Origin of the sequence: Agromyces marinus (assembly GCF_021442325.1) — a bacterium.
In the GTDB taxonomy this organism is placed as follows: Bacteria; Actinomycetota; Actinomycetes; order Actinomycetales; family Microbacteriaceae; genus Agromyces; species Agromyces marinus.
Map to the genome: position 1 here is coordinate 1,480,550 of NZ_CP087879.1, position 14,833 is coordinate 1,495,382.

Consider the following 14,833-nt stretch of genomic DNA (forward strand, 5'->3'; position numbering starts at 1 on the left):
CTATCGCTCGGTGCTCCGGCGTACGATCAGCTCGGGATTCAGGCGGATCGCCCGATGTTCGTGGCCGGGCTGCTCGACTTCGTCGATCAGCAGGTGAGCGCCGACGAACCCGAGTTCCTCACCAGGTTGGCTGATCGTCGAAATCGGGATCGGGGCATCCCATGCCGCCTGGTTGTTGTCGTAGCCGATGACGCCGACCTGGTCGGGAACCGGGATCGCTCCGTGCTCGGAGAGCGCCTGGACGATGCCGGCGGCGAGGAGGTCGGATGCCGCGACGATGCCGTCGACCTCTCCCGCGCGCACGCGCTCGGCGAGGGCTCGGCCGACCTGCCAGCCGTCCGCCCTGTTGACCCAGGTCGGCGAGACCTCGTCGACCGGGGTGAGTCCGGCCTGGGCGAGGGCGCGGCGGAAGCCGCGACGACGGTCGTCGACCGGTTGCAGCGAGTCGGGTCCGCCCACGAAGACGATCCGCCGCCGCCCCGTCTCGAGCAGGTGCGCGGTCGCCAGGTGCCCACCAGCCTCGTTGTCGATCGACGCCGTGCAGTACCGGCCGCTGTCGTCGTGGAGGTTCAGCATCACGAGCGGCTGGCCGTGCGCGTGTCGACCGACGATCGCACGGAAGTGCGACGCGTCGTTCAAGGTGAGCAGCACGCCGCGCACGCGGGTCTCGGCGAAGAGCTCCACGTAACGGTCCTCGCGTTCGAGCTCGCCGTCGCTGTTGGCGAGCACGATCGACAGACCCCGCTCGTCGGCGGCGCGCTCGGCGCCGCGCGCGATGTCGACGAACAGGGAGTTGCCGAGGTCGGAGAGGACGAGCCCGAACGACCGCGTGCGGCCGGCGGCGAGCGAGCGAGCGGCCCCGTTCGGGATGTAGCCGAGCATGCCGATGGCCCGGTCTATGCGATCGAGGGTCGGCGCCGCCACGCGCTCGCGATGGTTCAGGGCGTTCGAGACCGTGGCGATCGAAACGCCGGCGAGGGCGGCGACATCCTTGATGCCGGCCGAGGCGGGCTCCTCGCGCGGCGCTGCGTCTGACATGCCTCGAAGCCTAACCGACGTTGGAGCGCTTCAACGCACGCCGCCGGGCCCATTCGCGTGGCGGATATCCGCTATCCAGCTGACGCGGTGCACGAAGACCGGTTTCGGCTCGTGGGCCAATCGGAGACCACCTACGCTCTCGTTGTAGCGCTTCAAACGAGGCCGCATTCAAGGAGGAACTGTGACCACAGCACGTCAGCGGGCGACGAAGCTCGCTCCGCTCATCGCCACGATCGGCATCACCGCACTCGCGTTGACCGGCTGCTCGGCCGGCAGCAGCAACGACGGCGCCGCCACCGCACCCGAGACGTTCAGCTATCTCTCGTTCGCCGAGAACACGTCCATCCAAGACACCCTCACTGCGCTCTCGACCGGCGAGTGCTCGGCCGAGCACGACGCCCTGCCGCTCGACATCACGACGCAGCCGCAGGCGAGCTACGACCAGCAGCTCCAGCTGCTCGCCGGCCAGAACGCCCTGCCGGTGCTCTTCGCGAGCGGCAACACGCCGCAGGTCGCGAAGGACCTCAACACGGGCGGCAAGCTCGTCGATGTCGAGCAGGCACTGGCCGACCTCAACAAGTCCGACGCGATCATCCCGGCCGCGAAGTCGACCATCGACGCCCTCTACGACGGCGAGCAGTACGTGCTGCCGACCGAGTTCAACGTCGAAGGCATCTGGTTCAACAAGAAGCTCTTCGCCGACAACAGCATCGAGGTGCCGACGACCTGGGACGAGCTCGTGGCCGCGGCGGACGCGCTCGACGCAGCAGGAGTCATCCCGTTCTCCGCCGACGGTCAGGACGGCTGGCCGCTCACGCGTCTCGTCGGCAACTACATCTTCCGCGACCTCGGGCCCGATGCGCTGCAGAAGGTGGCAGACGGCGACGCGAAGCTGACCGACCCCGAGTACGTGAATGCCGCAGCGGCCGTCGCCGACCTCGGTGCCAGGGGCTACTTCGGCCCGTCCGTGACGTCGATCGACTACATGACGGCTGTCAACCAGTTCCTCACCGGGCAGGCCGGCATGTTCTACATGGGCAGCTGGATCCTCGCGAACTTCAACGACCCCTCGCAGAACCAGATCGGCGTGGAGAACATCGGCTTCATGCCCTTCCCCTCGGTCGAGGGCGGCGCGGGATCGGCCGACCAGCTCGCTGCGAACGTGGGCGTGCCGCTCGCGCTGTCGAATTCGTCCTACTCCGACGACGTCGCGACGTGGCTCGGGTGTTTCGCCGACAACTTCGGCTCGAGCTCGCTGGAGAACCAGGGCGTCATCACCGGGTTCAAGGTGAACACGCCCGTCGAGGACCTGCCGCCGCTCACGCAGGAGGTCCAGACGCAGATCGACGCCACCACCCAGAGCGTGCTCTGGTTCGAGGCGCTGTTCAACGCCAAGGCCGCGACCACCAGCCAGACCAACGCGTCGCAGCTCGTCACCGGAGCGATCAGCCCCGATGACTTCATGAAGGCCGTCCAGGCAGACCTGGGCAACTAGTCGGGGCCCGAGGTGTGCCCCCGCCGCGCGGGGGCACACCTCGGCATGACACGAAAGACCTATTGCAGTGAATCGCGTACTTGGTGACTGGCGCGCCGTCACCGTGCTCCTCGGCCCGGCCCTCCTCGTCTACAGCCTCATCATGCTGGTGCCGATCTTCTGGTCGCTCGGCTACACCGTGTTCGAGGGCAACCCGATCATCGGCTTCACGTTCGTCGGGTGGGACAACCTCCTCGCGCTGTTCACCGACCCGAAGGTCGCCGACGCGCTGATGTTCACCATCAAGTACGCGCTCGTGCTCACCGTCGGCCAGGTGCTCGCCGGATACGGCCTCAGCCTGCTCTACGTGTTCTGGCTCAAGAAGGCGTCCGGACTCATCCGCACGCTCGTCTTCTTCCCGGTCGTGCTGCCGACGGTGGCCGTCGCACTGCTCTTCCAGGCACTCTTCGCGATCGCGCCGCAGATCGGCCCGGTCAACTCGCTCCTGAACCTCATGGGCCTCGACTCGATCGACTGGTTCGCCTCGGGCGCCACCGCATTCTGGGTCATCATCATCATGGACATCTGGCGCTCCATGGGCTTCTACGCTGTGCTCCTCTACGCGGGCCTCGTCGACATCCCCGAGGAACTCTTCGAATCCGCGCGCATCGACGGCGCCTCGGGATGGCGGCTCGTGCGCCACATCGTCATCCCGCTGTCGCTGCCCGTGCTCTTCTCCTCGATCATCTTCAGCATCAACGGCACGTTGAAGGTCTTCGACTCCGTGCTCGCGCTCACCAGCGGCGGCCCGGGCAACACGACCACGCCGCTCACGCTGTACATGTACCAGACCTCGTTCACGTACGGCGAGTACGGCTACGGCAGCTCGATCGCCCTCATGCTCACGATCCTCTGCCTGCTCGTGACGATCTTCATCTTCCGCTCCTCGCGCCGCGACCTCACGAAGGGGTGACCACCGTGTCCCACACCACACTCGAGACCGTCGCCCGCCCCTCGGTCCGCCCCGCCGAACCGCAGCGCCGCAACCCGATGCGCTGGGTCGGCCGCATTCCCGGCTGGCTCGTCGTCACACTCCTGCTGATCGCCGTCGTCTACCCGCTCTTCTGGCTGCTGACCGGCTCCTTCAAGACCCAGAGCGAGTTCCTGAACAACCCGACCTGGTCGCTGCCCGAGGACTGGACCAACTTCGACAACTACATCGAGGCGTTCACGACCGGAAACCTGGGCGTGTACATCAAGAACAGCATCCTCGCCACGCTCCCGGCCCTCGCGCTCACGATCATCTTCGGCGTGGCGGCGGGCTTCACACTCGAGGTCATGGTCTGGAAGGGCCGCGGAACCGTGCTGCTGCTCTTCCTCGCCGGCATCATGGTGCCCGGTCAGATGATCCTGCTCCCGCTGTTCACGATCTACTTCCAGACCGGCCTCACCGGGACGCTCTGGCCGCTCATCATCACCTACACCGCCATCGGTCTTCCGCTCACCGTGTTCATGATGGCCACGTTCTTCCGCGGTGTCCCGCGCGAGATCTTCGAGGCCGCAACGTTGGACGGTGCGAGCATCTATCGGATGTTCTGGGAGATCGGGTTCCCGATGGTGAAGAACGCCATCTTCACGGTCGCACTCGTGCAGTTCTTCTTCATCTGGAACGACCTGCTCATCGCCCTCACGTTCACCAACCGCGACGACCTGCGCACCATCCAGGTCGGCCTGCTCAACTTCACCGGCCAGTTCGGCCAGGTGCAGTACGGCCCGACGTTCGCCGCGGTGTGCGTCAACGTCTTCGGCACCCTCGTCATCTACCTGTTCCTCAACCAGCGGGTCATGAAGGGCATGACCTCCGGGGCGGTGAAGGGGTGAAGGTCCTCGACCTGCGCGTCGAACACGTCGCCGAGCCCCTCGGCATCGGCATTCCGACGCCGCGTCTCAGTTGGCGGCTCGAAACTGGCGCCCAGCTCGCCTACGAGGCCGAGGCCGTCGCCCCCGACGGCCGCACCGAGCTCGTGCGCGTCGATAGCGGCGACGTACTGCTCCGGCCGTGGCCGTTCGCGCCGCTCGGCTCGCGCGACGCCGTGCGGGTACGCGTGCGCGCCCTCGTCGACGGGCAGGCGGACTTCGGCCCGTGGAGCACGCCGCTGCGCGTCGAGGCCGGCCTGCTCGACCCGTCGGATTGGCAGGTCGACTGGGCCTCGCCCTCGACCGAGGCACCGCACGACGGCCCGCGCCCCGCGCACCTCCTCCGCGCCGAGTTCGCGTTGGCGGGCGGCATCCGCTCGGCCCGCCTCTACGTGACGGGGCACGGCGTCTACGACCTCGAGGTGAACGGCGTCGCCCCGACCGACGAACTGCTCGCACCCGGGTGGAGCTCGTATCGGCACCGCCTGCGCTATCGCACGCTCGACCTCGCCGAGCAGCTCGTTCCCGGGCGCAATGCGATCGGCGTACACCTCGCCGACGGCTGGTACCGGGGCCGCATCGGGTTCAACGGCGGACTCTGGGACGAGTACGGCACGGATGTCGCGGTGCTCGCGCAACTCGAGATCCACGACGACTCGGGCCGACGCATCGTTCCGCTCGACTGGCGCTCAGCCGAGAGCGCGATCACTTCGACCGGCCTCTACGAGGGCGAGCGGCACGATGCGCGCCTCGAGTCGCCAGGATGGTCGGCGCCGGGCTTCGACGATGCCGGTTGGCGTCCCGCGACCCGAATTCCACGGGAGGCGTTCTCCGCAGCGCTCGAGGCGCCGAGCGGACCGCCCGTGCGGGTCGTGGAGACGATCCACCCGACGCTCGTGCGGCGCGCAGACGACGGGACGCTGCTGCTCGACGTCGGCCAGAACATCACCGGCAAGGTGCGTCTCACCGCCACGGCGGCCGCCGGCACCACCGTGCGCATCCGCCACGCCGAGGTGCTCGAGCACGGCGGACTGGCCACCCGGCCGCTGCGCTCGGCGACCTCGGTCGATGAGTACACCTTCGCCGACGGCGAGCGGGTGACCTGGACTCCGCGGTTCACGATCCACGGATTCCGCTACGTCGAGATCAGCGGTCTGCCCGACCTCGCGGTCGAGGACGTCGAGGCGCTCGTCGTGCACTCCGACATGCGCCGCACCGGCTGGTTCGAGACCGAGCATCCGCTGCTCGATCGGTTCCACGACAACGTGGTCTGGAGCATGCGTGACAACTTCGTCGACCTGCCCACCGATTGTCCGCAGCGCGACGAACGGCTCGGGTGGACCGGCGACATCCAGGTGTTCGCCCCCACCGCGGCCTACCTCTACGACGCATCGGGGGTGCTCGGCAACTGGCTCCGCGACCTCGCGGCCGAGCAGTCCGAGTTCGGCACCGTGCCGAACTTCGTGCCGTGGATCGACTGCGGATTCCCGAGCGACCCCGCGGCCGTCTGGGGCGACGCCGCGGTGATCGTGCCCTGGACGCTCTACCGGCGAACCGGCGACACCGGCGTGCTTCGCGACCAGTTCGAGAGCATGGGGGCCTGGGTCGACCAGGTCTTCACCCTGACAGACGGCACGGGGCACTGGAGCCGGGGCTTCCAGCTCGGCGACTGGCTCGACCCGGCGGCGCCGCCCGAACGGCCCGGCGACTCGAAGACCGACCCCTACCTCGTCGCGACGGCGTACCTCGCCCACTCCGCGCGAATCGTGCGCGACGCCGCCGCGGTCCTCGGCGAGCACGCTGCGGAGCATCGGTTCGCCGCCGTCCACGACGCCGCGCTCGACGCGTTCCGTCGCCACTACGTCGCACCCTCGGGCCGGATCGTGAGCGACACCGTCACCGCGGTCGCGATCGCGATCGCGTTCGACCTCCTCGAGGACGACGCGCAGCGCGAGGCCGCCGGAGCACGGCTGGCCGAGCTCGTCGCCGCCGGCGACTACCTGATCCAGACGGGCTTCGCCGGCACCCCGATCGTCTGCGATGCGCTCGCGACGACGGGGCATCTCGACGACGCCTACCACCTCCTGCTGCAGAGCGAGGCGCCGTCGTGGCTCTACGCCGTGACGATGGGTGCGACCACCGTCTGGGAACGCTGGGACAGCATGCTGCCCGACGGCAGCGTGAACCCGGGTGAGATGACCTCGTTCAACCACTACGCGCTCGGTGCGGTCGCCGACTTCCTGCACCGCGTCGTCGGCGGGCTCGAGGCAGCCGAGCCCGGCTACCGTCGGGTGCGCATCGCCCCGCGCCCGGGCGGCGGGCTCCAGCGGGCCGCAGCCAGACACGACAGCGCATTCGGCACGATCTCGAGTTCGTGGGTTCGCGAAGGCGAGCGGATGTCGCTGAGCGTCGTCGTGCCGCCGGGCGTGACGGCCGACGTGGTGCTGCCCGACGCCGGCGGGACCACCACGACCGTCGGCGAGGGACGCCACGAGTTCACGATCTCGCACCGCGCCCCGGCCGACGATCCCTCACGCCCGCGCAGATGGAACATCCACAACCCCGAGGAGCGGCTCCAGATGATCGAGGCAGGTGCGCTGTGAGCGCCTTCGGAGATGCCCAGGGCGCCCAGTCCGTCGAACTCACGCTCACCGAGGCGGCTTCGCTCCTTTCAGGCGCAGACATGGCCTCCACGAAGGCGCTGACGGAGCACGGCATCCCCTCGGTGCGCATGACCGACGGATCCAACGGCCTTGCCATGAACCTGCCCGACTTCTCGGGCAAAGTCCCCGCGACCTGCTTTCCGACATCGTCCGCGCTCGCGGCGACTTGGGACCCGGCGCTCGTCTCACGGGTCGCGGCGGCGATCGCCCGCGAGGCCGCCGCTGCCGGCGCCCAGGTGCTGCTGAGCCCGGGCATGAACCTCAAACGCTCGCCGCTCGGAGGGCGCAACTTCGAGTACTACAGCGAGGATCCGCTGCTCACCGCAGAACTCGCGGTCGGGTTCGTGAAGGGGGTGCAGGGGGAGGGCGTCGGTGCCTGTGTCAAGCACTACGTCGCCAACAACCAGGAGACCGACCGGATGCGCGTGAGCGCCGATGTCTCGGAGCGGGCGCTCCGCGAGCTCTACCTCCGCGCCTTCGAGGAAGTCGTCAGCCGGGCGAAGCCGTGGCTCGTCATGGCCTCGTACAACAAGGTGAACGGCACGTACGTGAGCGAGGACGAGCGACTGCTCACCGGCATCCTGCGTGACGAGTGGGGCTTCGACGGCGTCGTCGTCTCGGACTGGGGCGCGGTCGACGACCGGGTCCGCGCGCTGCGTGCCGGACTCGACCTCGAGATGCCCTCGACCTCGGGCGCCTCCGACGCGCAGGTCATCGCAGCGGTCGAGGATGGCACGCTCGACGCCGCCTTCGTCCACCGTTCCGCCCGCCGGGTCGCCGAACTCGCGCGGCGGGCGGCGGACTCCCGTCGACCGACCGGCGACCCGCCCGCGCCGGTCGAGTCGGCAGCCGACCTCGCGATCACGGCGGCCGAGCGATCCGTGGTGCTCCTTCGGAACGAGCACGGTGTGTTGCCGCTCGCGCCGAGGGCAGGGGTCGCGGTCATCGGCGCGTACGCGAGCGCCCCGAGGTTCCAGGGCGGCGGCAGTGCGGGCGTGCAACCGAAGCAGCCGGCCGGATCCATCGTGGACGCCGTCGGCGCCAGGCACGCCGGAACCGTCGAGTACGCGCCCGGCTACGCGGCCGACGGGCTGACCCGGGATCCGGCGCTGCTCGACCAGGCCATCTCCGTCGCGGCGACCGCGGACGTCGCGATCGTCGTCGTCGGCTCGCCCGAGTCGGCCGAAAGTGAGGGGTACGACCGCGCAGACCTCGACCTGCCCGAGGCGCAGAACGAGATCGTCGCCGCGGTCGCCGCTGTAGCGCGCAGCACGGTCGTCGTCATCGTCTCGGGGGGCCCAGTGCGCACCGAGGCCTGGCGTACGAGCGTTGACGCGATCGTCTCGACCGGGCTCGCCGGGCAGGGCGTGTCGCTCGGGCTGGCGTCCATCCTCGTCGGCGACGCTGATCCGGGCGGGCGCCTGGCCGAGACGTGGCCCTGCGAACTCGCCGACACCCCGAGCTTCCTCAGCTTCCCCGGCGAGGGCGGGCACAGCGTCTACGGCGAGGGCATCTTCGTCGGCTACCGCGGGCACGACCGTATCAACGGTGCGGTGGCGTTCCCGTTCGGTCACGGTCTGTCGTTCGCCGAGACCCGGTTCGAGGATCTCGCGGTCGTTGAGTCCGCGAGCGGGTGGAGCGTTGACGTGACCGTCGTGAACGACTCCGAACGTGCGGCTCGTGAGGTCGTGCAGCTCTATGTCGAGGCACCCGAGCTCGCCGCCCGTCGCGCGCCGCGTGCGCTCGTCGGGTTCGCTGCCGTCGCGGTGGCCCCCGGCCAGAAGACCCAGGCGCGCATCAGGGTGCCGCGACGCGCACTCAAGCGCTGGGACGAGGCCGCTGCGGGTTGGACGCTCGACTCCGGCATCCACACGTTCGTCGCCGCGCGTTCGTCGCGCGACGCGGTGCTCCGTCACGAGATCGATGTCGTCGGCGACGACATTCGGATGCCGCTGACGGCCGCCTCGACACTCGTCGAGTGGCTCGGGCATCCGTCAGTGGGCCCGGCCTTGATCGCGGCCGTGACTGAGGCCGACCCGACGGGCCGCACGACCGGCATGCTGACCAACCCGATGGCCGTGCTCATGATCGGCGGACTGCCCATCGGTCGGCTCGCCGTCGATGCCGCTAACGCGCTCACGCTCGACCTGCTCGACCGGGTCCTGGATTCGCACATGGGCTGAGCTATGGCGCGCGGGTCGGAGGGGCGATCGAGCCTGAGCAGACAGTTCCAGCTCCTCGACGCGTTCAGCGTCGATCATCCGTACCTCACGGCGTCGCCCGCGTTGAGGCGCTCGGCCGTTGAGAATTCCTGCACGAGCGAGACCGGGCTGTCATCTCGATCAGCGGGTCGGTTCGATGCACGGTGTCTCGCGGTCGTCGGCGCGCTGCTGCTCAGCGTGGGGCGATCGAGAGCGATGCGAGACGGTGCCGGCGTATCATCCGCGTCTCGCCCAGCGGGACGCCAAGTTCCTGTTCAGCCTCGACACCTCGTGGTTCGATCTCGACCAACCGGCCTGCCATGCGAGTGATGCCGTTGTCCGAAGCCACAGGCTCCGCGGCCTGACGACGCCGCTTCTCGTCGAACCCGACAGATCACGGCCGACTCGGCCGTTTCCGGCGCTACCCTCCCGACATGAGTGAATTCCGTTCGCCCGTCGCCGACCTCATGTACGCCCTCGAGCATGTCGTCGGGTACGAACGGGTTGCGCAGCTTCCGGGCTTCGAGCACGCCGATCTCGACACCGTCGCCGAGGTCCTGGGGGAGGTGGGCGACTTCATGGCCGAGGTCGTCGCACCGACCAACCGCGCCGGCGACCTCGAGGGCGCCCACCTCAACGCCGACGGCACGGTGACGACCCCGACCGGGTTCAAGGAGGCGTACTCGGCCTACGTCGACGCGGGTTGGGGTTCGGTGCCGCTGCCCGAGGAGTACGGCGGCGGCGGGTTCCCCCGCACGATCGGGCTCGCCATCCAGGAGCTCACCACCACCGCGAACATGGCGTTCGCGCTGGCGCCGCTGCTCACCCAGGGGGCGATCGAGGCGCTCCTGCACTACGGCACGGACGAGCAGAAGCAGGCCTGGCTCCCGAAGATGGTCAGCGGAGAGTGGGCCGGCACCATGAACCTGACCGAGCCGCACGCCGGCTCCGACGTCGGTGCGCTCACCACGAAGGCCGTGAAGCGAGCGGATGGCACGTACGGCATCACCGGTCAGAAGATCTTCATCACGTTCGGCGAGCACGACCTGAGCGAGCAGATCGTGCACCTCGTGCTCGCGCGCACGCCCGACGCTCCCGCGGGAACCAGGGGCATCTCGATCTTCATCGTGCCGAAGTTCCTCGTGAACGACGACGGCTCGCTCGGCGAGCGCAACGCGGTGAAGGCGGTCGGCGTCGAGCACAAGATGGGCATCCACGGATCGCCGACCTGCGTGCTGTCGTACGAGGATGCCACGGGCTACCTCGTCGGCGAGGAGAACTTCGGCATGCGCATCATGTTCGTCATGATGAACAGCGCCCGACTCTCCGTCGGCATGCAGGGCCTGGCCGTGGCGGAGCGCGCCTACCAGCAGTCGCTCGACTACGCGACGCAGCGCATCCAGGGCCGCGCGATCGGCGCAGCGGAGGAATCCCCGATCATCGACTACCCCGACGTGCGCCGCATGCTCATGACGCAGAAGGCGTACATCGCCGCGCTTCGGCGCATGACCCTCCTCGACGCCGTCTACACCGACATCTCGACGCACCATTCCGACGCAGCCACGCGCGAACGCGCCGCCGAGGTCGTCGGCCTGCTCACCCCGATCTGCAAGGCGTTCGGCACCGACCTCGGCAACGAGCTCACCTCGCTCGCCCTGCAGATCCACGGCGGAAGCGGCTTCATCGAGGAAGCCGGCGCCGCCCAGCACTACCGCGACGTGCGCATCGCCGCGATCTACGAGGGCACCAACGGCATCCAGGCCGCCGACCTCGTCGGCCGCAAGCTCGGCATCCGCGGCGGAGCGTCGTTCCTCGAGTTCATCGCCGAGATGCGTGGACTCGACGCTGAACTCGCCACCGCGGGCGACGACTTCGCGTCCATCCGCTCCTCACTGACCGCCGGGCTCGACGCGCTCGAGCAGACGACGGCATGGATGCTGCGCACCGGCGTCGACGACCCGCACTCGGTGCTCGCGGGCTCGAGCCCGTACCTGCGCATCTGGGGGCTCGTCGTCGGCGGGTGGCTCATGGCCAAGTCGGCGCTCGCGGGGCGTGAGCTCGGCGACGACCCGATCGGCGCATCGCAGCTGCCGCTCGCCCGGTTCTACGCCGAGCAGCTCCTGCCAGCGGCATCCGGGCTCGCCGCCGCCGCGACCGCGGGATCGCGCGACCTGTTCGCGCTCGACGCCGACGCACTCGGCGATTCGGTGCGCCGCACCGCTCGCGTCTGATCCCCGGCGGCGTCGCTCCGGCCCGGCCCGGCACCTGCTGCCGGGCCGGGCCGGACGAGCAGCGCCTCGACCGCGGCATCCCCCCGGATCGAACGCATCATGCGGACGACCTCGTCGGCGACCGCACCCGTGATCGACCGGCACACGATGCTGTGCGGGCCCAACGCCTCCAGGCCGCCGCCGCGGATGCGGATGACCTCCCACCCGACCTCGCGGAGCGCAGCATCCTTCTCGAGGTCGGAGCCCTCCTTGAGTCCTCGGTGCGCCCGGCCCGACCTGCCGGGGTCGTCGTACTCGATCGCGATGCGCAGCTCCGCGACCAGGATGTCGGGCCAGACCTCCTGTCGGCCGTGGAACATGCGGGCGATGCGCACCGCGTTGGCGCGATGGTGGAGGCGGACCCGCTCGCCGAGCAGCACCCTGAGACGCTGCTCGGTCATCGAGGTCGCGACGCGCAGGCCCGGCTTCATGAACGGCATGCCGGCCTCGCGGCGCGCGCCCGGCGCCGTGGCGTTCGCACGGCACTTCGCGCAGCCGCTCCCGGTCAGCACCTCCATGACGCTGGCACGGTAGCGGTCGTGGCCGCGGCGGCACGTCCACTCGTAGTCGGCGCCCGCCCGCGTCTCCACCGCGAGACGGCCCCGTTGGGCCGGGGAGACCCTGCCGAGGAGTTCGCCGCGCGTGCGCTGCGTCTCGTGCAGGAGCATGCACACCGGGCACGCGCGTCGCAGCGTCGCGGCGGCATCGCCCTCGGCCGCCCCGTGCCCGCACCCGAACCTCACCGCGACCACGTCGCCTCCTGACCTCGCATGCCGACATCGTCGCGGATGCCGCCGACATCCGCGCTGCGGCGTGGAACGCGCTGCGGCGCCGAACGCGCCCCCGTGTCGTCGGGGCACGGCAGAATCGACGTCGTGCGGATCGCGATCGCGACGACGGGCGCGGGGCGCGTGGTCTTCCTCGACCCCGAGCGCGGCGAGCGCAGAGAGGTTCCGGCAGCCGATGCGGCCGCCGAGATCCGCCGGCTCGAGGCCGAACACGCACCCCGCTGGGTGTGGCGCGACACGCGGGAGTGGGCCCCGCGGCTGCTCGCATCGGGGGTTCGCGTCGCTCGCGCGCACGACCTCCGGCTGTGCGGCGCGATCCTGGCGGCGTCCACCGCGGTCCCGGCGCCACCCGCCGGCGTGGCGCACGACCGACCGGACTGGCTGCCGCCGGGCCCCGCGGAAGCGGGGGCCGGGGTGGTGCCCGCGCCCGTGGCATCCGTCGACCGAGGCCCGGCACTGTTCGACCTCGACCCGATCCGGGCCGCGCCGACGCACGAGTCCGAGTCCGCCGAGGCCCTCGTCGACGAGCACGATCGGCAACTCGCACTCGTCGCGGGGTCCGAGCGCCCCGCCGCGCTCCGGCTACTGCTCGCGGCCGAATCCGCGGGCGCGCTCATCGCGGCCGAACTGCACGAGGCCGGCCTCCCGTGGCGCCGGGTCGTGCACGAGCGCGTGCTCGAAGCCGCGCTCGGCCCGAGACCCGGCGTCGGGCGCAAGCCCGAGCGTATGGAGGCGCTCGCGGTCCGGATCCGCGCTGCGCTCGACGCCCCGGAGCTCCGGGTCGACTCGCAGTCCGACCTGCTGCGCGCGCTCCGCGCCGCCGGCATCGGCGTCGATTCGACCGCGAAGTGGGAGCTGCACGAGCACGAGCATCCCGCGATGGAACCGCTGCTCGAGTACAAGCGGCTGGCGCGGCTGCTGACCGCGAACGGCTGGGCGTGGCTCGACGAGTGGGTCGCGGGCGACCGGTTCCGCGCGGACTACGTCGCGGGCGGCACCGCGACCGGCCGCTGGGCGACCGCCGGCGGGGGAGCGCTGCAACTGCCGAAGGCGATCCGGGCGGCGGTCGCCGCCGACCCCGGGTGGACCCTGGTCGTGGCGGATGCCGCGCAGCTCGAGCCGCGCGTGCTCGCAGCGCTCGCACGCGACGGGGCGATGGCTGAGGCCGGTCGCGGGCGCGACATGTACCGCGCGATCGTCGACGCGGGAGTGGTCGCGACGCGTGAGGAGGCGAAGCTCGCCCTCCTCGGTGCCATGTACGGCTCGACGACTGGCGACAGCGGCCGGCTCGTGCCGCAGCTCGCACGGGCCTACCCGCGCGCGATGGCGCTCGTCGACCGTGCCGCACGCGACGGCGAGGCCGGGCGGCGCGTCACGACCCTGCTCGGGCGCTCCTCACCGCTGCCGCCGGCGTCGTGGCATGAGATCCAGGCGGCGGCCTCTCAGCCCGACGCGACGGCAGCCGTGGAGCGGCGGGCACGGTCGGCGGCACGCGACTGGGGGCGGTTCACCCGCAACTTCGTGGTCCAGGGCACCGCGGCGGAGTGGGCCCTGTGCTGGCTGGCGGGCGTGCGCACGCGACTCACGGCGATCCGTGGTGCCGACACGCCGGCCGCGGCATCCGGTGGCGTGTTCGACCGAGCGCCGCATCTCGTGTACTTCCTTCACGATGAACTCATCGTCCATTCACCCGTCGAGCACGCCGACGCGGCGGCCGACGCGGTGCGCGACGCGGCCGCCGAGGCCGGGAGGCTGCTGTTCGGCGACGCGCCGGTCGAGTTCCCGCTCGAGCTCGCGGTGACCGCGGACTACTCGTCGGCCTGAGGCCCGCCCGCGGGCGTGCCCGCGGCGACCGCGGGCGCCGACGGGCGGCGCCCGCGCCGCGGGCGTTCAGCCGACGGTGCGAACGATGCCCCGTCCGGTCCGGCAGCCGCGACCTCGTCCAGCCACGCGAGCATCGCCTCGGCGAGCCGGGCCTCGGCACGGGCAGCGGATGCCGCGAGCCGCGCCCGGGCTTCGCGTGCCAGCTGCGCCGGGGCGACCGCGCCGGGCTCCGATGCGCCGGGCCCGGCGGCTCCACGCGCGGCGACCGACCGCTCCCGCCATCGCGAACGCTCGCCGTTGAGCACCCGTCGGGCATCGACCGTCGGCATCGACATCGCCACGAGCACCCGATCGACGCTCTCGTGCCACGGGTCGGCACCGGCACCGTCCGCGCCGTCGAGCCAGGCCTCGGCAGCGGCCGACCCGGCCGTGGTCAACCGGTGCAGGGGGAGCCCGTCGTCGGTCGAGCCGGCGGATTCCACGAGCCCCTGCTTCGTCAGGCGCTCCAACGTCGAGTAGGTCTGCCCGACGTTCACGTCCCGTCGTCCGCCCGTGCGCGCGGCGAGGTCGCCGTGCAGCGCGAACCCGTACGCGGGACCGTTCATGAGCAGCACGAGCAGCGCGTCGCGAACGGCCATTCCGTCTCCTCACCCGTGGA

The 14,833-nt window shown here is 70.7% G+C and carries 9 protein-coding genes; 7 read left to right on the forward strand and 2 right to left on the reverse strand.

The window, feature by feature from the left end:
- Entirely contained in the window at positions 1-1,038 is a 1,038-nt protein-coding gene (locus DSM26151_RS06975; RefSeq protein WP_234661674.1) for a LacI family DNA-binding transcriptional regulator, read from the reverse strand.
- A 181-nt stretch (positions 1,039-1,219) separates the two neighbouring features.
- Between DSM26151_RS06975 and DSM26151_RS06980 the strand changes: the two genes are divergently transcribed.
- From DSM26151_RS06980 to DSM26151_RS07010, 7 genes are all read left to right on the forward strand, one after another.
- A complete protein-coding gene (locus DSM26151_RS06980; protein ID WP_234661675.1) occupies positions 1,220-2,533 on the forward strand; it encodes an ABC transporter substrate-binding protein in 1,314 nt (437 codons plus the stop codon).
- A gap of 67 nt (positions 2,534-2,600) precedes the next feature.
- Positions 2,601-3,485, forward strand: a complete 885-nt coding sequence (locus DSM26151_RS06985) for a carbohydrate ABC transporter permease (protein WP_234661676.1) — start codon at positions 2,601-2,603, stop codon at positions 3,483-3,485.
- A 5-nt stretch (positions 3,486-3,490) separates the two neighbouring features.
- A complete protein-coding gene (locus DSM26151_RS06990; RefSeq protein ID WP_234661677.1) occupies positions 3,491-4,393 on the forward strand; it encodes a carbohydrate ABC transporter permease in 903 nt (300 codons plus the stop codon).
- On the forward strand, positions 4,390-7,032 hold the full coding sequence (locus DSM26151_RS06995) for an alpha-L-rhamnosidase (protein WP_234661678.1): 2,643 nt from the start codon (positions 4,390-4,392) through the stop codon (positions 7,030-7,032). The genes DSM26151_RS06990 and DSM26151_RS06995 overlap by 4 nt, the downstream gene beginning before the upstream one ends.
- On the forward strand, positions 7,029-9,275 hold the full coding sequence (locus DSM26151_RS07000) for a glycoside hydrolase family 3 protein (protein ID WP_234661679.1): 2,247 nt from the start codon (positions 7,029-7,031) through the stop codon (positions 9,273-9,275). Before DSM26151_RS06995 ends, DSM26151_RS07000 begins: the two co-directional genes overlap by 4 nt.
- 452 nt (positions 9,276-9,727) lie before the next feature.
- Complete coding sequence (locus DSM26151_RS07005) at positions 9,728-11,524, forward strand: acyl-CoA dehydrogenase (protein WP_234661680.1); 1,797 nt, start codon at positions 9,728-9,730, stop codon at positions 11,522-11,524.
- A gap of 914 nt (positions 11,525-12,438) precedes the next feature.
- Positions 12,439-14,175, forward strand: coding sequence for a bifunctional 3'-5' exonuclease/DNA polymerase (locus DSM26151_RS07010; protein ID WP_234661681.1), 1,737 nt, complete (start codon positions 12,439-12,441; stop codon positions 14,173-14,175).
- Here the strand turns inward: DSM26151_RS07010 and DSM26151_RS07015 are convergent.
- Positions 14,160-14,813 carry a PadR family transcriptional regulator gene (locus DSM26151_RS07015; RefSeq protein ID WP_234661682.1) on the reverse strand — a complete coding sequence of 218 codons (654 nt, stop codon included), beginning with the start codon at positions 14,811-14,813 and terminating at the stop codon, positions 14,160-14,162. The two genes, DSM26151_RS07010 and DSM26151_RS07015, sit on opposite strands and share 16 nt — an antisense overlap.
- Between the last annotated feature and the right edge of the window lie 20 nt (positions 14,814-14,833).